General features: G+C 68.1%; 15 protein-coding genes. 10 read left to right on the top strand and 5 right to left on the bottom strand.

What is annotated here, in order from left to right:
* The 5 genes from HNQ67_RS11615 to aguB form a co-directional block, all read left to right on the top strand.
* A partial coding sequence (locus tag HNQ67_RS11615) for an OmpA family protein (protein ID WP_183255549.1) occupies nt 1-741 on the top strand: 741 nt, incomplete at its 5' end.
* A gap of 165 nt (nt 742-906) precedes the next feature.
* A complete protein-coding gene (gene msrA, locus HNQ67_RS11610) occupies nt 907-1,539 on the top strand; it encodes a peptide-methionine (S)-S-oxide reductase MsrA (RefSeq protein WP_183255547.1) in 633 nt (210 codons plus the stop codon).
* A gap of 195 nt (nt 1,540-1,734) precedes the next feature.
* Nucleotides 1,735-4,245 (top strand): TonB-dependent receptor, encoded by a 2,511-nt coding sequence (locus HNQ67_RS11605; protein ID WP_183255544.1) that lies wholly within the window; start codon nt 1,735-1,737, stop codon nt 4,243-4,245.
* Nucleotides 4,246-4,397: 152 nt separating this feature from the next.
* Complete coding sequence (locus tag HNQ67_RS11600) at nt 4,398-5,399, top strand: agmatine deiminase family protein (RefSeq protein ID WP_183255542.1); 1,002 nt, start codon at nt 4,398-4,400, stop codon at nt 5,397-5,399.
* Nucleotides 5,399-6,271 carry an N-carbamoylputrescine amidase gene (aguB, locus tag HNQ67_RS11595; protein WP_183255539.1) on the top strand — a complete coding sequence of 291 codons (873 nt, stop codon included), beginning with the start codon at nt 5,399-5,401 and terminating at the stop codon, nt 6,269-6,271. The genes HNQ67_RS11600 and aguB overlap by 1 nt, the downstream gene beginning before the upstream one ends.
* Here aguB and HNQ67_RS11590 read toward each other — a convergent pair.
* The 5 genes from HNQ67_RS11590 to HNQ67_RS11570 all read right to left on the bottom strand — a co-directional run bounded on the left by HNQ67_RS11590 (nt 6,252) and on the right by HNQ67_RS11570 (nt 10,510).
* On the bottom strand, nt 6,252-7,019 hold the full coding sequence (locus HNQ67_RS11590) for a phosphatase PAP2 family protein (RefSeq protein WP_183255536.1): 768 nt from the start codon (nt 7,017-7,019) through the stop codon (nt 6,252-6,254). The two genes, aguB and HNQ67_RS11590, sit on opposite strands and share 20 nt — an antisense overlap.
* Entirely contained in the window at nt 7,016-7,525 is a 510-nt protein-coding gene (locus tag HNQ67_RS11585) for a hypothetical protein (RefSeq protein ID WP_183255533.1), read from the bottom strand. Before HNQ67_RS11585 ends, HNQ67_RS11590 begins: the two co-directional genes overlap by 4 nt.
* Nucleotides 7,526-7,632: 107 nt before the next feature.
* Nucleotides 7,633-7,983 (bottom strand): ribonuclease, encoded by a 351-nt coding sequence (locus HNQ67_RS11580; RefSeq protein ID WP_246347559.1) that lies wholly within the window; start codon nt 7,981-7,983, stop codon nt 7,633-7,635.
* A 109-nt stretch (nt 7,984-8,092) separates the two neighbouring features.
* Entirely contained in the window at nt 8,093-9,145 is a 1,053-nt protein-coding gene (locus tag HNQ67_RS11575; protein WP_183255531.1) for a 1,9-bis(guanidino)-5-aza-nonane synthase, read from the bottom strand.
* A 99-nt stretch (nt 9,146-9,244) separates the two neighbouring features.
* Nucleotides 9,245-10,510: a type III PLP-dependent enzyme gene (locus tag HNQ67_RS11570; RefSeq protein ID WP_183255528.1), complete on the bottom strand. Its 1,266-nt coding sequence runs from the start codon at nt 10,508-10,510 to the stop codon at nt 9,245-9,247.
* A gap of 195 nt (nt 10,511-10,705) precedes the next feature.
* Between HNQ67_RS11570 and HNQ67_RS11565 the strand changes: the two genes are divergently transcribed.
* From HNQ67_RS11565 to phnE, 5 genes are all read left to right on the top strand, one after another.
* Complete coding sequence (locus tag HNQ67_RS11565; protein WP_183255525.1) at nt 10,706-13,507, top strand: M16 family metallopeptidase; 2,802 nt, start codon at nt 10,706-10,708, stop codon at nt 13,505-13,507.
* Between the two features lie 77 nt (nt 13,508-13,584).
* Nucleotides 13,585-14,793, top strand: a complete 1,209-nt coding sequence (locus HNQ67_RS11560; RefSeq protein ID WP_183255523.1) for a DUF2254 domain-containing protein — start codon at nt 13,585-13,587, stop codon at nt 14,791-14,793.
* Nucleotides 14,794-14,905: 112 nt separating this feature from the next.
* A complete protein-coding gene (phnC, locus tag HNQ67_RS11555; protein WP_183255521.1) occupies nt 14,906-15,703 on the top strand; it encodes a phosphonate ABC transporter ATP-binding protein in 798 nt (265 codons plus the stop codon).
* Nucleotides 15,700-16,701, top strand: a complete 1,002-nt coding sequence (gene phnD / locus HNQ67_RS11550; protein WP_183255518.1) for a phosphate/phosphite/phosphonate ABC transporter substrate-binding protein — start codon at nt 15,700-15,702, stop codon at nt 16,699-16,701. The genes phnC and phnD overlap by 4 nt, the downstream gene beginning before the upstream one ends.
* A gap of 73 nt (nt 16,702-16,774) precedes the next feature.
* Nucleotides 16,775-18,619 (top strand): phosphonate ABC transporter, permease protein PhnE, encoded by a 1,845-nt coding sequence (gene phnE, locus HNQ67_RS13875; RefSeq protein WP_425486346.1) that lies wholly within the window; start codon nt 16,775-16,777, stop codon nt 18,617-18,619.
* Nucleotides 18,620-18,641: the final 22 nt, after the last annotated feature.

Raw genomic sequence — 18,641 nt, 5'->3', positions numbered from 1 at the left:
TCGACCCTGCGGCCGTTCGTGGGTATGGGCGCCGGCATCAACCGGGTGAACACCGAGTTCCTCGGCACCCTGGCGTCCAACCGGACGATCGCCGTGGGCGCAGACGACAGCTCGGCCAAGCTGGCGGCGCAGGCCATCGCCGGCCTGACCTGGGCGCTGAGCAATCGGGCCAGCCTGGACCTGACCTATCGCTACCTGATGTCGAACATGGAGTTCGACACCTTCGATTCCTCGCCGGTGGTCGACTTCGGTACGGTCGAAGGTCGCTACCGTGACCATTCGGTGAGCCTGGGCCTGCGCTATGCGTTCGGCGCCGACGAGGTGATCTACGCGCCGCCGCCGCCGCCGCCGCCGCCGCCGCCGCCGCCCCCGCCGCCTCCCCCGCCGCCGCCGCCGCCGGCTCCGGTCGCGCGTGAGTTCGTGGTCTACTTCGACTGGGATCGCTCGGACCTCACCGCCGAAGCCCAGTCGGTGGTCACGCAAGCCGCCAACTACGCCAAGTCGGGTCGTCCGACCCGCATCCTGGTCGTCGGCCACGCCGACACCTCGGGCTCGGCCGCCTACAACGTCGGCCTGTCCAACCGCCGCGCCCGCACCGTTGCGGACGCGCTGGTCGCCCAGGGCGTCAACGGCGGCGTGATCTCGCTGGACGGCAAGGGCGAAACCGCCCTGGCCCGCCCGACCGCCGACGGCGTTCGCGAGCCTCTGAACCGCCGCGCCACCATCGGCATCAACTTCTAGGTTGATATCGACCGTTCCGACCTTCGGGTCGGCACGGGCACGGCGAATGACAGAGCCGCCGGTCCCTCTCACGGGGCCGGCGGTTTTGTTTTGTCCGGCCATCGGGTGAAACCATTCCGGACCGGCGTCCGTATGCAGGGACAGTTCGCCCGCCTGGAGGGCCCGATGCCCAACCGTCCGACACTCAGCCTGGTCATTCTCGCCCTCTCCGCCTGCTCGCCCGGAGAACCGGCCGCGAGCGCGCCGGCCGTCGGTCAGGCCAGCGATAGCGGCCGGCGCGAAACGGCCATCTTCGCCGGCGGCTGCTTCTGGTCGGTGGAAGCCAATTTCGAGGCCATCCCGGGCGTGGTGGCGGCGGTGTCGGGTTTCGCCGGCGGCGCCACGAGCCGTCCGACCTACGAACAGGTCGTGCGCGGCCGGACGGGCCATCTTGAAGCCGTGCAGGTGACCTATGATCCGAGCCGGATCAGCTACCGGCAGCTGGTCGACCGATTCTGGCTGACCATCGATCCGACCGATCCGGATGGGCAGTTCTGCGATCAGGGTCCTTCCTATGCGACCGCCGTGTTCGCCAGTCCCGCGCAGAGACCGGCGGCAGAGGCCTCCCGCCGGGCCGCGGCCGCTCGGCTTGGGGCAGCGCGTTTCGTCACCCCGGTCCGGGACGCGGCCCGGTTCTGGCCCGCCGAGGTCTCCCACCAGGACTTCGCCCGGCGCAATCCGGTCCGGTATGCCGCTTACAGCCGGTTCTGCGGGCGGGCTGAGCGTTTGAGGGCTGTCTGGGGCGGCGCGCCGGCCTAGAGTCGGTCAAGCTATCCACAGTCTTGCCACCCACAGCACTGTGTCTCCCGCGCCACCGGGTCGGGCTGTCATATCACTGTCACATGAATGTCGTCCCACTTTCCGACGGGGCCCGTAGAGGGAGCGGGATTTTTCCAGCCGGCCCAGGCCGGTCGCCGAGCGCACGCGCTCTTTCTTCATCGGGGATAGATGACAATGACGAACCGCAAACGCGTGTTCTGGGCGACGACCGCCCTGTTTACCGGCTTCCTGGCGGCTGGCGCCGCTTCCGCCCAATCGTCCGGCACGGTCGCGACGGAAGCCACGGAAGTCGAATCCATCGTCGTCACCGGCGCGCGGGGCCCGTTCACCATCGAGGGCACGATCGCCGCCGAAACGGTCGCCAAGACCCGCTCGACGATCACCCAGGAATACATCGAGACCCAAAGCCCCGGTCAGACGATCCTTCAGACCCTGAACCTCGTCCCGGGCCTGAACTTCGTCAACGCCGACCCGTACGGCAACTCGGGCGGCAACATCCGCATGCGTGGCTTTGACGGCAACCGCGTCTCGCTGACCTTCGACGGCGTGCCGCTGAACGACACCGGCAACTACGCCACCTACACCAACCAGCAGCTGGATCCGGAACTGATCTCGCGCGCCTCGGTCAACCAGGGCACCACCGACGTCGACAGCCCGACCGCCTCGGCCACCGGCGGCACCATCAACTACACCTCGGCCCGTCCGCTCGAGGACCCCGGCTTCCAGTTCAACATCTCGGCCGGCGAGTTCAACTACCGTCGCGTCTTCGCCCGCGCCGACGTAGGCGCCTTCGGCCCGTGGGGCACCACCGGCTATGTGACCGCCTCCTACACCGGCTACGACAAGTTCAAGGGCCCGGGCGAGCTTGAGAAGAAGCAGTTCAACGGCAAGCTGCACCAGGACCTCGGCGACGGCGACTTCGCCAGCGTGGCGTTCAACTGGAACGTCAACCGCAACGATTTCTACAACAACTTCATCAACAAGGCCCAGTTCGAGAGCGGCAACTACCTCGAGAACGACATCGCCTGCATCCGTCCGGTCGGCGTCAACGGCACGACCCAGAACGAAGCCACCCAGTCGACCCGCATCCTGTCGGACGGGACCGTGGCGATGGGAAGCTGCACCAACTATCACGGCTTGCGCATCAACCCGTCGAACACGGGCAACATTCGCGGCCAGTTCAGCTACGGCCTGACCGACAGCCTGCGTTTCACCTTCGACCCCTCGTTCCAGTACGTGGTCGCGAACGGCGGCGGCTTCACCCTCGTGCAGGAACGTGACGACCGTCTCGATCTGGCCGGCGGCAACACCGGCGGGCCGGGTGTGGACCTGAACGGCGACGGCGACGTGCTCGACAACGTCGGCCTCTATACGCCCAACACCACCAATACCCACCGCTACGGCATCATCAGCTCGCTGATCTGGGACCTGAACGACGACCATCGCCTGCGCGCCGCCTACACCCTCGACTACGGCCGTCATCGCCAGACCGGCGAGGCGACCCGCTTCGATCGCACCAGCGAGCCGCTGAATGTGTTTGGCGGACAGGAGCGCTGGGGCAGCCCGGACGATCGCGTCTACGGCGTGGACGGCTCCTGGTACCGCGGCCGTGACCGGTTCTCGATCGCCCAGCTGAACCAGATCGCCCTCGAGTACCGCGGTGACTTCTTCGAAGACGCCGTCACCGTCAACATCGGCGCCCGCGCGCCGTTCTTCGTTCGCGAGCTGAACCAGTACTGCTACTCGCAGAACGGTCGTTCGACGGTGCGCTGCACCACCGAAACTCCGACGCCGGATCCGGTGATCACCGGCAACTTCCGCTTCCCGTCGACCGGCACGACGTCGTGGATCGCGCCCTATTCGGCCGAGATCAAGTACGAGGACGTCCTGCCGAACGCGGGCGTCGTGTACCGCTTCGCCCAAGGCCACAGCGTCTACGCCAGCTATGCCGAGGGCATCTCGGTTCCGCGGACCGACAACCTCTATCAACCGATCCGCGACAGGACGACCGGCGAGCTCGACTTCTCGACCGTCCAGCCGGAAACCACCAAGTCGACCGACCTCGGCTACCGCTTCCGCAACGACCGGACCGTGGCCTCGATCGCGCTGTGGTGGACGGACTACGACAATCGCATCGTGTCCTCGCGGGATAACGATCCGCTGTCGCCCTTCTTTGGCGAGTTCATCGACCGCAACCTTGGCGCGGTGGAGCAGAGCGGCGTCGACGCCCAAATCGGCTACGAGGTGTCGGAACAGCTGACGGTCTACGCTTCGGCCTCGTACAACACGAGCGAGGTTCAGGACGATCTGGAAACCGCCCCCGGCGTCTTCCTGCCGACCGCCGGCAAGAAGCTGGTCGAGACGCCGATGTGGACCTATTCGGGCCGCATCGACTGGCAGCCGACGCAGGACCTGTCGATTGGCTTCCAGGGCAAGTTCGTCGATGACCGCTTCACTAACGACGTGAACAGCGAATCTTTCGACAGCTACACGGTGTTTGACATCGACGCCCGCTACGACCTGACGCGCACGTTCGGCATTCGCAACGCCTATGTCCAACTGAACGTCACCAACATCTTCGAGGAAGAATACCTCGGCAACATCTCGACCAGCACCACCGGCAACCGCACCGGCTCGCTGGGCGCGCCGCGCACCGCGGTGATCTCGCTGGGCACCAGCTTCTAAGCCGGTTCCCATCACAAACGCCGGGAAGGGCGGTCCGGAGACGGGCCGCCCTTTCTGCGTCCGGGGCCTTCACGGCCCGGGCGTGTTGAAGTCGAGGCGTCCCGTGTCTATCTGGCGCGGTTCCCCCGCCGCCGTCCGAGGACATCCCACCGATGACCACCCCCGTCCCCGCCGAATGGGCGCCGCACCGCGCCATGTGGGTCGGCTGGCCAAGCCATGGCGAGCTGTGGGAGGAGAATCTCGACCCGGCCCAGGCCGAGGTCGAGGCGCTGGTGCGCGCCCTGGCCGGTCCCGGCCGCGAACTGGTGAGGCTGCTGGTCGGCAAGGACGAGGCGCTCGCCGACGCCCGCGCCCGCTTCGCCGGCGTCGACGGGGTCGAGGTCGTTGATGGCCGGTTCGGAGACATCTGGCTGCGCGACACAGGACCGATCTTCGGCGCGGGTTCGGCCCGGGCGGCCGCCTTCCGCTTCAACGGCTGGGGCGGCAAATTCGAACTCGAGCATGACGACACGGTCGCGACCCAGATCGGCGCGGCGTCGGCCACGCCGCTGGACCGCCACGACTTCATTCTCGAGGGCGGGGCGCTGGACCATGACGGGCAGGGCACGATCCTGACCACCCGACAGTGCCTGCTCAACCCGAACCGCAACCCCGACTGGACGGAAGACAAGGCCGAGGCCGCGCTGGCGGACTCGCTCGGCGCCCGCAAGGTGCTGTGGCTGGGCGACGGCCTGCTCAACGACCATACCGACGGCCATGTCGACAACCTGGCGCGCTTCGTCGCGCCGGGCGTTGTCGCCTGTCCAGTCGCCTGGGGCCGCGGCGATCCGAATGACGACGTCTATGCGGAGGTGGCTCGCGCCTTGTCGGAGATGACTGATGCGGGAGGCCGCCCGATCCGCGTCCTGCCCCTGCCGTCGCCGGGACTGGTGCTGGACGAGGACGAGAAGCCGATCCCCGCCAGCCACATGAATTTCCTCATCGCCAACGGGGCGGTCATCGTGCCGACCTACGGCGACGAACGGGCCGCCGACCTCGTCTGCCAAGGTCTGAAGACGGTCTTGCCCGACCGTGAGATCATTTCTCTTCCCTCGCTCGCCATCCTCTCCGGCGGCGGATCCTTCCACTGCATCTCCCAGCAGGAGCCTGCCTGATGGCCCGCACGATCTCCGTCGCCGCGCTCCAGACCTCATATGGCTCCGAGGACGTCCAGGCCAACATCGACAAGACGATCGCTTTGATCCGCGACGCCGCCGGCAAGGGCGCACAGGTGATCCTGCCGTCGGAGCTGTTCCAAGGCCCCTATTTCTGCGTCAGCCAGGAAGAGAAGTGGTTCGCCACCGCTCATCCGTGGCGGGAACACCCCTGCGTCACCGCCCTCCAGCCGGTCGCCGCCGAACTGGGCGTGGCCATTCCTGTTTCGATCTTCGAGCGCGAGGGGCCGCACTATTTCAACTCGATGGTGATGCTCGACGCCGACGGCTCGGCCCTCGGCGTCTACCGCAAGAGCCACATCCCCGACGGCCCCGGCTATCAGGAGAAATATTATTTCCGGCCCGGCGACACCGGCTTCAAGGTCTGGAACACGCGCCACGGCCGGGTCGGCGTCGGCATCTGCTGGGACCAGTGGTACCCCGAAACGGCGCGGGCGATGATGCTGCAGGGCGCCGAGGTGCTGTTCTACCCGACCGCCATCGGCTCGGAGCCGCACGACAAGGAACTGGACACCGCTGACCCGTGGCGCCGCGCCATGCAGGGCCACGCCGTGTCCAATGTCGTGCCGGTCGTCGGGGCCAACCGCATCGGCGCCGAACACGCCACCGAGGTCGGGCAGGTGTTCTACGGCTCGTCCTTCATCGCCGACCATCGCGGCGATCTGGTCGAGAGCTTCGGTCGCGAGGACGAGGGGGTGCTGGTCCACTCCTTCGACCTCGACTACATCGACCGGCACCGTGCCGCCTGGGGCTTCTTCCGCGATCGGCGCACCGACCTGTACGGCGCGCTGGTCAGCCCCCGTCCGGCATAGGTCCGAGGGCCCGCCGTTCGGCCGCGCACGAGGGATTCGTCAGACCCTCCGCGCGGGCGGCGGCGACCTCGGCGCGGGCGGCTTCGAGATCGGCCTGGAATTCGGCCGAGGTGACGATCAACGAGTATAGTTCACGGCCCCCCCGCTCGCCGGCGTGGACGTCCTGTTCGCTGTTCATCCGGCAGACGATGCGGCTGGAGCCGATCTCCCGCCCGATGCGCCGTGTCTGGCCGGCACGGTCCGGCGCGAGAGCGGCGAAGGTCTCGCCGTAGAGGGTCCCCGCCACGGCGCCGGCGGCCGGGTAGGAGGGACTGTCGCGCACCTCCGGGCTGACCCGCTGGCACGGTTCAAGCCCCCGGTGGACGGCGATCGGGCGCGGATGGGGGCCGTGCAGTCTGGACGCCTCTCGCGTCAGGGAATCGGCGTCGGCCAGCAGGCGGCCCATGAGACGCCGCAGCGCCGGCCGGGGGCGGGCCGCCAGCCGCGTTCCAAGGGCGCAGTCGAAATGTTGGGCGGCCTCGGGCGGGCGGATCTCGGCGTGAGCGATGGCCATCCACCAACGGTCAGTGCCGGGTTCGACCGGATTTCCTGCGCCGTCGATCAGGATCGTGTCCGGGATGAGGGTCGCGACGCGCGCGATCTGTTCGCCGGTCAGATAGCCCTGCGGTGTCGGGGCCGGCGACGGAACCCCGGCGGTCGCGCAGGCCGTCAGGAGGGCGCAGGCGGCCAGGGCCGCCGCCGGCCTCACCGCCCGGTCGTCCAGTCCAGCTGGACGTCGGTCGGCCCGCCTTCGATCCGGGTGGCTATGACCTGCATCAGCTGGCCGCGACCGTTGGCGCCGTCGCCGGCCGAATAGGCCTGGGCGTCGCCGCGGTTCATGGACGTGATCTGTTTCAGCCCGGCCGCCTCGGCGCGTTTGCGGTAGAAGGCGATGACCGTCTCCGGATCGGCCTCGGTGGTGAACTCGACGATCCCGCCCGGTCCCGAGGGGCCCTGGGCCAGGGTGGCGGGTCCCTTCAGTTCTGCGCCCGGATAGATCACGGCGAAGGACGGAGCCCCGGCGGCGGCGGGCACGGCGCTTGCGGCTATGCCCGGGGGCGTCACTTCCGACCCGGATGCGGGCCCGGCCGCCGGGGCCGCGACGTCGGTCGCAACCTCTCTGGCGGCCGGGGCATCACTGGCTGGCTCCTGGTCGCCGCACCCCGCCAGAACCATGGCCGCCACGATGGCGGTGGCCGCAAGACTACGCTTCATCCCTTGGTCGTCCCCGAATAAGACTGTGTGGTTGGCTTCACCGTGGCGCATGCATGCGGCAGCCGCAAGGCGGGCCTGCGCCGGGGGCAGGGCGGATTGCCGCGGCTTCAGCCGGTCGCCGCGTCCGCCTCGTCGCCCCCGCCCGGGCGACCGTCTGCCGGCTCGTCCGCGCCGGTGTTGTTGATCGATCGAGCATTCCCCCCGGCCGGCTCCCGCGGCGCGGCCGAGCGCATCCCTTCGGTAGCCAGGCTCTCGTTGATCCGGTCCTGATCCGGGTCGATCTCCGATCCGGTCGCCGCCCCACCCTGAAGCGAGCCCGCGCGGGTGTCCGACCCCATGCCGCTGCCCGACAGGGCCTCGCCCAGCGCGTCTGGCGTCCGGCCCAGATCGGGCTTTTCACCCATGTTGTCGGCCTCCCGGGCGTCCCCGGCCTGCTGCGGCTGCTGTTGCTGCGTCATGGCGAGCTCCTTCACCCGCTAAGCGAACCGGCCGGTGAGGGGTTCCCGCGTCCCCGACAGCGAAAAGGCCGGGATTCGCATCCCGGCCTCTCCGTGACCTGTCTGGGTCCTACTTGCCGAACAGCTTGGCCCATCGGCGCTTGTCGCGGTTCTTCCAGGCCCCCCGGTGGTAGGCGTCCGAACCGATCAGCGGCACCACTGTGGTCGCTTCGGCGAAGACCATCTGCTCGTGGGTCGTCTGCACCTTGCCCCACGACGCCGCTTCCTTGAGCGTCGAGGACGAGCAAGCCCCGTCGCGCACGTCGGCGACGGTGATCTGCACCGCATATTTGTGCATCTCGGCCTCGATGCCGAGGATTTCGGCGCAGACGACCGTGTCCTGGGCGAAATTCTTGGGCACGCCGCCGCCGACCATGAACAGGCCGGTGACGCCGGCGGCGATCTTGATATCGGTCAGTTCGCGGAAGTCGGCCACCGCGTCGATCATCAGATAGGGCTTGCCTTCGGCCATGCGCTCTTTCTGGTGCTTGACCAGACCGAAGCCGGCCGAGCTGTCGACGAAGGCCGGGCAGAAGATCGGCACGCCCTCTTCATAGGCGGTCTGGATCAGCGAGCCGGGCTTCTTGGCGTTCCCCTCCGACAGCCACTTGCCCATCTCCCAGATGAATTCGCGCGAGGAATAGCCGCGCGGCTCCAGCCGGTTGCAGATCTCCAGGATGGTGTGGTCGCAGGCCTGGAGCTCTTCTTCATCGATATAGGTGTCGTAGATCCGGTCGATGTAGTTGTCGCGCAGGACGTTGTCGTCCACCTCGCCGGCGGCCTGGTAGTGTTTGAAGCCGAGCGCCTCGAAGAAATCCATGTCGACGATCGAGGCGCCGGTGGCGACCACGGCGTCGATCATGCCGAATTTCACCATGTCGCGGTACACGTGCATGCAGCCGCCGGCCGAGGTCGAGCCGGCCAGGATCAGCCACGGCGAGCAGTCCTTGTCCTCCAGCGCCATGTTGAAGATGTCGGCGGCGCGGGCCGTGTCGCGGCTCGAGAACGACATCTTGCGCATGCTGTCGATGATCGGACGGGCGTCGAAGGAGGTGATGTCCACGTGCTCCACCGTATTCTGGAGCAGTTGGGCCTTCTGGTTCGATTGAACAGGAGCGTTCATTGCAAGGGTTTCCCTTTGATTTGAGCGCCCGTCGTCAAGAGAAACAGCGGCCCGGACGGAGCGACGGGCCGCTGCTGATTACAACGCGAAAGCGACGGATTAGCGCCGTGACTTCTTCCGCTGGCCGGCCTTGCCCTTGGGACGCGACAGGCGAACCACCTTGCGGGCCTGCTCCTCCGCCGAGGTGCGCACCGTCGGGATTGACCGGGGGGCGAGGCCGTAGAGAGAGGCCATGGGGGCGTCCCCGACCGCGGCCAGTTCATGCTCGCCATAGCCGTTGAAGCCGGTCGACATCGCGACCCCATAGGCGCCGAGCATGCCGATCTCGATAAAATCGCCTTCCTGCACATCAGCCGGCAGCCAGAACGGGCCCGGCATGTGGTCGATGCTGTCGCACGTCGGTCCGTAGAACCGGAACGGCTTCAGATCGTTCGACGCCGCGCCGTCCCGGACCAGCTTGGTCGGGAAGGGCCAGCGTGAGTGGGTGGCGTCGAACAGCGAGCCGTACGACCCGTCGTTCAGATACAGGGCGTCGCCCTTGCGCAGATCGACCCGGCACAGCACCGACGAGGACTCGGCCACCAGCGCACGGCCGGGTTCGCACCACAGCTCGGTGGTTTCCGATACCGGCATCTCGTTGAAGCCGCGATGGATGGCGTCGGCGTATTCCTGCATGTCCGGCGGGACCATGCCCGGATAGACCGAGGGAAAGCCGCCGCCGACGTCGACGATGTCCACGAACACGCCGGCGCGCGAAATGGCGCGGCCGACCTGGGCCATGGCGGCCTCGTAGGCGGACGGGCGCATGCACTGCGAACCGACATGGAAGCAGACGCCCATCAGCCCGTCCTTCACCGCCTGGCGGGTGGCCAGCAGCAGGGACGGGGCCTGGTCCGGCGACACGCCGAACTTGCCCGACAGGGAATAGGCTGCGCCGTCGGCCGACACGGCCATGCGAACCAGCAGGTTCAGGTCCGCGGCGCCGCCGGTGGCGTCGATGATCTTGGCCAGCTCGTCATGGCTGTCGAGCGAGAAGGTGCGGACGCCGAACTCGAAATAGGCCCGGGTGATCGCGCCGCGGCTCTTGACCGGGTGCATGAAGGCCAGCCGCGCTTCGGCGCTGACCGAACGCACCAGTTCGACCTCGGCGAGGGATGCAACGTCGAAGGCGGTCACGCCTGCGTCGATCAGGGTCTCGATGACCCAGCGCGACGGATTGGCCTTCACCGCATAGAAGACGTCAGCCTTTAGATTTTCCTGGAACCAGCGCGCCGCTACGGAAACCGAACGCGGTCGCACGAGGGCGACGGGACGCTCAGGGGACCGCTCACGGACCAGGTCCAGGGGAAACTGGTACGTGCGCAATTCACGTAACCCCCTGCAAATTGTGAAACCCAGACCGGCGTTAGCAGCGCTTAACGGTTAGACCACGGGGTCCGCCGGAAGGCGCGATATGGGGGCATAGGCCTGTCATGTAAAGCGGTTTTTTCGTGACGCAGCCGTAACTTGAACCGCGTTCGGCGACGCGTAGTCTCCCCCATCGCAGTTGGGGGACTTGTCATGCGCCACACCGCCTTCGCCGCCGTTCTCGCCCTGGCCCTTGCCGCGGGGGCCCCGCCGGTTCTGGCCCAAAGCGGCGGACCGGTCCCGGCTTCCGAGCTGGCCCGCAGCGTCGACATCCCGTTCGAGGCCTTCACCCTCGACAACGGCCTGCGCGTCGTCGTCCATACCGACCGCAAGGCGCCGGTGGTTGCGGTCGCGGCCTGGTACAACGTCGGATCCAAGGACGAGCCCGTGGGCCAGACCGGCTTCGCCCACCTGTTCGAACACATCGGCCTGTTCAATCCGACCGAGAACCTGCCCGGCGGCCTGATGGAGCCGCTCAGGGCCATCGGCGCCACCGATTGGAACGGCACCACCTGGTTCGACCGCACCAACTTCTTCCAGACCGTCCCGACCTCGGCCCTCGACCAGGCGCTCTATATGGAGAGCGACCGGATGGGTCACCTGCTGGGCGCGCTCAATCAGGAGCGGCTCGATAACCAGCGTGGCGTGGTGCAGAACGAGAAGCGCCAGGGCGACAACCAGCCGTACGGACTGGTCTACTATTCGCAGCTCGAGGCCCTGTTCCCGCCCGGCCACCCCTACCGCCACTCCACGATCGGCTCGATGGCCGATCTGGACGCCGCCAGCCTCGAAGATCTGCGTCAGTGGCACCGCGACAACTACGGCCCGAACAACGCCGTGCTGGTCCTCGCCGGCGACATCGACGCGGCTGCCGCCCGCCGGAAGGTCCAGCAGTATTTCGGCCATATCCCGCGCGGCGCAACGAACGGGCCGGCCCAGGCCGATATCCCGACCCTGGCGGCGCGCATCGACCAGCAGATGCAGGACCGGGTCCCGAACACCCGCCTGTATCGCACCTGGATCGTGCCCGGCTTGCTCGCCGACGAGGCCGCCGATCTGCAGGTCGCCGCCTCGGTGCTGGGCGGACTGGCCAGCTCCCGCCTGGACAATGAACTGGTGCGCGGCGAAGAGACCGCGACCTCGGTCGGAACCGGCTATCAACCCTTCCACCGCATCGGCATGTTTACCGTGACGGTCGACGTAAAACCGGGCCAGGACGCCGACGCCGTGTCCCGCAGGCTCGACGCTCTGATCGCCGACTACATCGCCAACGGCCCGACCGAAGACGAGATCGCCCGGACGGTGACCAGCACCTTGTCGGGCCAAATTCAGGCGCTGGAGCCCGTCGGCGGCTTTGGCGGCAAGGCGGTGGTGCTGGCCGAGGGCGAGCTCTACGCCGACGATCCCGGCTTCTACCGCAAGGAATTGGCCGATCTCGGCGCCGTCACCCCTGCATCGGTGAAGGGCGTGATGGGGCGCTGGCTGACCCGTCCGGTGCTGGCCACCCGGGTCGATCCCGGCGAGCGCGAGCCCTACGTCGAGGCTGCGGATAGCCGTCCGGCTCCGGCTCCCGCCGAACCGCTTGCCTTCACGCCACGCGAACCCATGCCCGGCGTCGGCCCGATGAAGGCGCTGGACTTTCCGGACGTCGAGCGCGCCCGGCTGTCGAACGGCATGGAGGTGATCTACGCCCGCTCGACCACCGTGCCGGTCACCCGGGTGGCGGTGGAGTTCGACGCCGGCGTCGCCGCCGATCCGGCCGCGGCCCCCGGCACGCAGCGGATGATGCTCGACCTGCTGACCGAAGGCACCACCAGCAAGACCGCCGTGCAGATCGCCGAGGAGGAAGAGCGGCTGGGCGCCAACGTCGCGGCCTTCGCCAGCATCGACCGCACCACCGTGGGCCTGACCGCCGTGACCCCGAACCTCGAGCCCTCTCTCGACCTGCTGGCGGACGTGGTCCGCAACCCGGCTTTCCGAACCGCCGACATTGAGCGGCGTCGCAACCAGCAGCTGGCCGCCATCGCCCAGGAGAAGAGTTCGCCCAACGGTGTCGGCGGCCGCGCCCTGCCGATCGTCCTGTACGGCCCCGATCATCCCTACGGTCGCGCCTGGTCGGGTCTCGGGTCGACCGAGGCGGTGCAGGGCCTCGGTCGCGACGATCTGACGGGATTTCACCAGCGCTGGATCCGGCCTGACAACGCCCAGCTGTTCATTGTGTCGGACCGGCCGCTGGCTGAGCTGACGCCACTGCTGGAGGCCCGCTTCGGCTCGTGGGGTCCCCCTGCGGCGGCGAAAGGCTCCAAGGCCTTCGACGCGCCCATACCGGCTCCGCGGTCCCGCATTGTCCTGATCGACCGGCCGCAGTCGCCCCAATCCCTGATCCTCGGCGGCCTCGTGCTTCCGGTGACCGGTCAGGACGACCTCGTCACCCTGAACGCCGCCAACGAAGTCATCGGCGCCGGCTTTCTGTCGCGCATTAATCAGGACATCCGCGAAACCCGCGGCTGGTCCTACGGCCTCAGCGGCCGCGTCAATCCGCTGGAGCGCCAGACGCCCTACATCGTCACCGCTCCGGTGCAATCGGACCGCACAGGCGAATCGATCGCCGTTCTGATCGAACAGTACCGGTCCTTCCTCTCCGACCGGGGCGTCACCGCCGCCGAGCGCGAGCGCACCGTCAACGGCAATGTCCGCCAGTTGCCCGGTAGCTTCGAAAGCTCGGCCAATGTCCTCAACGCCTTGCGCACCAACGCCCTCTACGGCCGCCCGGACAACTACTGGGAGACGCTGGCCCCGCGCTACGAGGCCCTGACCGCTGGGCAGATGGACGCCGAGGCCCGCCGCGTGCTCGGCGAGGCGCGAATGGTTTGGGTGGTGGTCGGCGACGCTTCGGTGGTCCGGCCACAACTGGAGGCGCTCGGCATGGAGGTCGAGGTCCGGGAGGCTCGCTGAGCCCCTGACCGAACCTTTGCCGGATACCAGGCGTTGACGTCATGCGCCGGATGGACCGGCAGAGGGGCGTCTGACCGATGAACCGTTGGCAGTTCCTGCTTCGGCGACTGGGGCGCAAGCTCTGGGTCCGGGCGAGTCTCTATGCGCTGCTCGGTGTGATGACCGCCATCGCGGCCACCCTGGCCACGGGGATTGTGCCAGAGGACTTCGCAACCCGTTTCGGCGGCGACTCGGTGGTCTCGGTCCTGACGATCCTCGCCTCCAGCATGCTGGCTGTGGCGACCTTTTCACTTGGCGCCATGGTCACCGCCTACACCTCGGTTTCCCAGCAGGCGACGCCGCGGGTCGCCGAACTGATCACCGGCGATGCGACCACCCAGAAATCCCTCTCGACCTTCGTGGGCGCCTTTCTCTACGCCATCGTCGGGGTGACCGCGATCAATGCCGGCTACTACGGCGCCGAGGGGCGGGCGGTGGTCTTCGTCATCACACTCGTCATCGTCGGCCTCGTCGCCTTCCGCCTGTTGGCCTGGGTGAGCCGTCTGTCCAGCCTGGCCCGTGTGGGGCACATGATCGAGCGCGTCGAAGGTCTGACCCGCGAGGCCATGGCCCAACGGATCGGCGACCGCCATCACCCGTCGGGACCGCTCGACGGGCCATCCTTCATCATCGCCAGCGAACAGACCGGCTATGTTCAGAACGTGGACCGCGACCACCTCCAGGGCATCGCGGAGACGGCGGATGTGATGATCGAAGTGGTCGCCGGCCCCGGCAAACTGGTCCGTCGGGGCGACACCCTGATCCGCACCAGCGGCGGCATCGAGGACCTGGAAGGCGTCCGGGCGGCCTTCGCCATCGGCCCCACCCGCTCGTTCGAACAGGACCCCCGCTACGGACTGGTGGTGCTGGGCGAGATCGCCGGCAAGGCTCTGTCCCCGGGGGTCAACGACCCCGGCACGGCCGTGCAGGTGATCGTCACCGGCCTCCGCCTGATGGAGGAATGGGACCGCGACCCCGCGGGCGCCCGGGTGGTCCATGACCGGCTGCTGGTTCAGCCGATCGAGGAGGCCGACCTGCTCGATGATCTGTTCGGATCGTCGGCTCGCTACGGGGCCGGGGACTTCGTGGTGGCGACCCGGCTGCAGACGGTGCTGCGGTCTCTCGGCGACCTGCCCGGCCGTGTCGGACCAGCCGCGCGAGACTACGCCCGGGATGCCCGCTCGCGATCGATGAAGGCGCTCGCCGAGGGCGCCGACCGGAAGCGATTCAGCACCGCGTTTCGTTAGACGCCCAAGCCCCCTCCGCTGGACGGGATCGCCGCAGCCGTGCCATTAAGACTTGCCTCGCGGCCCTGTTCGGGTCATGCGGCGCGCCCCTGCAACCGTCGACAGTCCGTCCATGACCGCATCCGCCGCCGCCGTCGCGTCCGTTCGGGACGTGTCCAAGACCTTCGGCGCCCGCAAGGCGCTGAACGGCGTTTCCATCGAGGTCGCGGCCGGCGAGATGGTCGCCCTGATCGGCCCCTCCGGCTCGGGCAAGTCGACCCTGCTGCGTTCGATCACTGGCCTTCAGAACATTGATTCCGGCGCGGGCGTGATCGAGGTCTTCGGCCAGACAGTGCAGAAAAACGGCCGCATCACCGGCCAGGTCCGCGCCGCCCGCCAGAAGCTCGGCATGATCTTCCAGCAGTTCAATCTCGTGGGACGGCTGTCGCTGTTCTCCAACGTCATGCTCGGCGCCCTCGGCCGCATTCCCGGCTGGCAGGGCGTCCTCGGCGTCTGGCCCTCCGCCGACAAGCGGCAGGCCATGGAGGCCCTGCACCGCGTCGGGGTCTCGGAATACGCGGCCCAGCGCGCCAACACCTTGTCCGGCGGCCAGCAGCAGCGCGGCGCCATCGCCCGCGCCCTGGTGCAGGGGGCCCAGGCCATCCTCGCCGACGAGCCCGTCGCCTCGCTTGATCCCGTCTCGGCCCGCAAGGTGATGGAGTTGCTCGTCGAGCTGAACAAACGTGACGGCCTCGGCGTCATAGTGACCCTGCACCAGGTCGACTACGCCATCCGCTACTGCGACCGCGTCATTGCCCTCAAGGCCGGCCAGGTCGTCTATGACGGTCCCTCGACCGCGCTCGACACCAAACAGCTGATCGACATCTACGGGCCGGAGTTCGAGGACGCGTTCTGGGAAACCAAGACGTGACCTTGTTCAGCCCGGTCCGGCTTGTCGGCGTCGGCCTTGTCGCCGCCGTCCTCGGCCTGTCCGGCTGTGACCGGCGGGCCGACGCCCCGGCCCCGGCGGGTCCCGCCGAAATCACCTTTTCGATCCTGTCGGCCCGCGGCGAAGCGTCGGCCGGTCCACTCTGGCAGCCCCTGCTGGCCGATATGTCGAAAGCCGTCGGCATTCCGGTGGAGCCCCATTTCGCCTCGGACTACGCCACGCTGATCGAGGATATGAAGGCGGGCCGGGCCCAGGCCGCCTGGCTCTCGGCCCAGCCGGCCATCGCCGCCATCGAGGAGGCCGACGCCGAGATGATCGCGCGCACCGTCGATCCGGGCGGCGCCGACAGCTACCGCTCGACCCTGATCGTAAAGCGGGGCTCCGGGATCACGCTCGACGACACGCTGGCGTGCGGCCAACGCTACAGGTTCGGCGCGGGCGACCCTCGCTCGACCTCCGGCACGCTGGTCCCGATGACCTTCCTGTTCAACCCCCGCGGCATCCAGCCCGAAGTTTGTTTCCGCACGGTTCGGCCGGGCAGTCACGAAACCAACGCCTTCGAGGTGGCGTCGGGAATGGTCGATGTGGCCACGTCCAACAGCGTCACGGCCAGCGATCTGCGCCGCCGGAACCCGGCCATCGCCGACCAGATCGAGGAGATCTGGCGCTCGCCGCCGATTCCCGAGGGGGGCATCGTCGTCCGCGGCGATCTGGATCCGGTCCTGAAGGAGAAGATCCGCAGCTTCTTCCTGACCTACGGACAGGGCTCGGGGAGCGAGGCCGAGCGTCAGCGGCGGGTGCTGGCCGCCCTGAACTATTCGCGCTTCAGCGCCGCCGAGGACGACTATCTCGACCCGGTGCGCGAGATGATGGCCGACCAGGCCCTGACCGTCGCCCGAACCAGCGGGGACGCCGCCGCCGTCGAGGCTGCCCAGCGGGAACTGCAACGGCTGCGGGCCAAGCGTGAGGTCCAGCCATGATCCCCGGCCAGTCCACACCCCTGATGCATCTGACCCTTCGCATGGGCGCCGCCGGCGGCCCGGATATTCAAGTATGAGCCGTCTTCGCACCCTGATCACCGCCGGCCTGGCGTTTGCCGTCGTCCTGTGCGGCTTCCTCGCCCCGGCCAGCACCGCCGTCGCCCAGACCGAGCGTCCGGCGAAGATCGTCTTCACGGTCCTGTCCGCCGAAGGCCAGGCGTCCTCCGGTCCCCTGTGGCAGCCGCTGCTCGACGACCTCGAGCGCGAGCTGGGGCTGCCTGTCGAGCCCATCTTCGGTTCGAACTACAGCGTGCTGGTCGAGGCCATGCGCGCCAACCAGGCCCAGATCGGCTGGTTCTCCGCCCTGCCGGCCGTTCAGGCCATCGACCGATCGAACGGCGAGGTCATCGCCCGCACCGTCGATGTCGAGGGGAAGGATTCCTACGTCTCGACCCTGATCGTAAAAAAGGGCTCGGGCATCACCGCCGAGGACGTCGCCCAGTGCGGCAAGCGCTACACCTTCGGCATCGGCGACGCCCAGTCCACCTCGGGCACCCTGGCCCCGATGACCTATTTCTTCGGTCCCCGCGGCATCGACCCGACCCAGTGTTTCTCGACCGTCCGCTCCGCCAACCACCAGGCCAACGCCTTCTCGGTCGCCAACGGCCAGGTCGACGTGGCGACCTCGAACTCGGTCAATACCGTCTTCCTGCGCCGCCAGAACCCCCAGGTCGCCGACCAGATCGAGGAGATCTGGCAATCGCCGCCGATCCCGGAATCCGGCATCGTCATCCGCTCGGACCTGCCGGCTGATCTCAAGGCCCGCATCAAGCGCTTCTTCATCACCTACGGCCAGGGCTTTGGCCCCAACGCCGACCGGCAGCGCCAGGTGATGGAGGGGCTGAACTACTCCCAGTTCCGCGCCGCCGATAACAGCTATCTCGACCCGATCCGCGAGATGAAGGCGGATCAGGCGCGGCGCGAAGGCCGCCCGCCGGAAGTCGCGCCCCCGGCCAGCGCGGGGACCTTGGCCGGGCGCTGGTGGCCCTTCGCCCTGATCGGCGTGCTGGCCCTGATTGCGATCGCCCTCAACGCCGTGCGGCGTCCGGCCCAGGCCACTGCCGATCCGACGAGGGTGCCCGAGCCTCCGAAGAAGTCGCCGGCCGCGTGGTCGCTGGACATCCTGCTGTGGGGCGGCTTCGCCATCATGCTGCTGGCAGCCTTCAACCGGGTCGATCTGCCCAACATCGTCAACCTGTTCTCGAGCCCCGAAAAGATGCGGGACTATGGCAGCGATTTTCTGAATCCTGATTTCTCGAACTGGCGGGCGCTGGTCAGTCTGATGTGGCTGACGGTGCAGATCGCCCTGTGGGGCACCTTCCTGGCCGTCTTCCTGGCCGTGCCGCTCAGCCTGATGGCGTCGCGCAACCTGTCGCCGTCCTGGCTGGTCTGGCCGATCCGGCGCGTCATGGACCTGATGCGCTCGATCCCGGACCTGGTCATCGCCACCCTGTTCATCGTCGCCGTGGGCCTCGGTCCGCTCGCCGGGGTGCTGGCCATCGCCCTGAACACCGCCGGCGTCCTCGCCAAACTGTTCTCGGAGGCCGTCGAGTCGATCGACAAGGGCCCCATCGAGGGGGTCAAGGCGACCGGCGCGGGCCGGCTGCACGAAATCATGTGGGGCGTCATCCCGCAGGTCGCGCCACTGTGGACCAGCTTCGCCCTCTATCGTTTCGAATCGAACAGCCGCGCCGCCACCGTGCTCGGCCTGATCGGGGCCGGCGGCATCGGTCAGGCCCTGTTCGAAAACCTGCAGGCGTTCGAGTACCGGACCGTCTCAACCATCGCGATCATCATCGTCGTGGCCGTGACCCTGATCGACATGCTCAGCCAGGCCATGCGCAAGCGGCTGCTGTAACCTCGCCCCGGCTGGTCAACGA

This window comes from Brevundimonas basaltis (genome assembly GCF_014202075.1).
In the GTDB taxonomy this organism is placed as follows: domain Bacteria; phylum Pseudomonadota; class Alphaproteobacteria; order Caulobacterales; family Caulobacteraceae; genus Brevundimonas; species Brevundimonas basaltis.
This window is presented reverse-complemented; position numbering and strand designations above follow the sequence as displayed.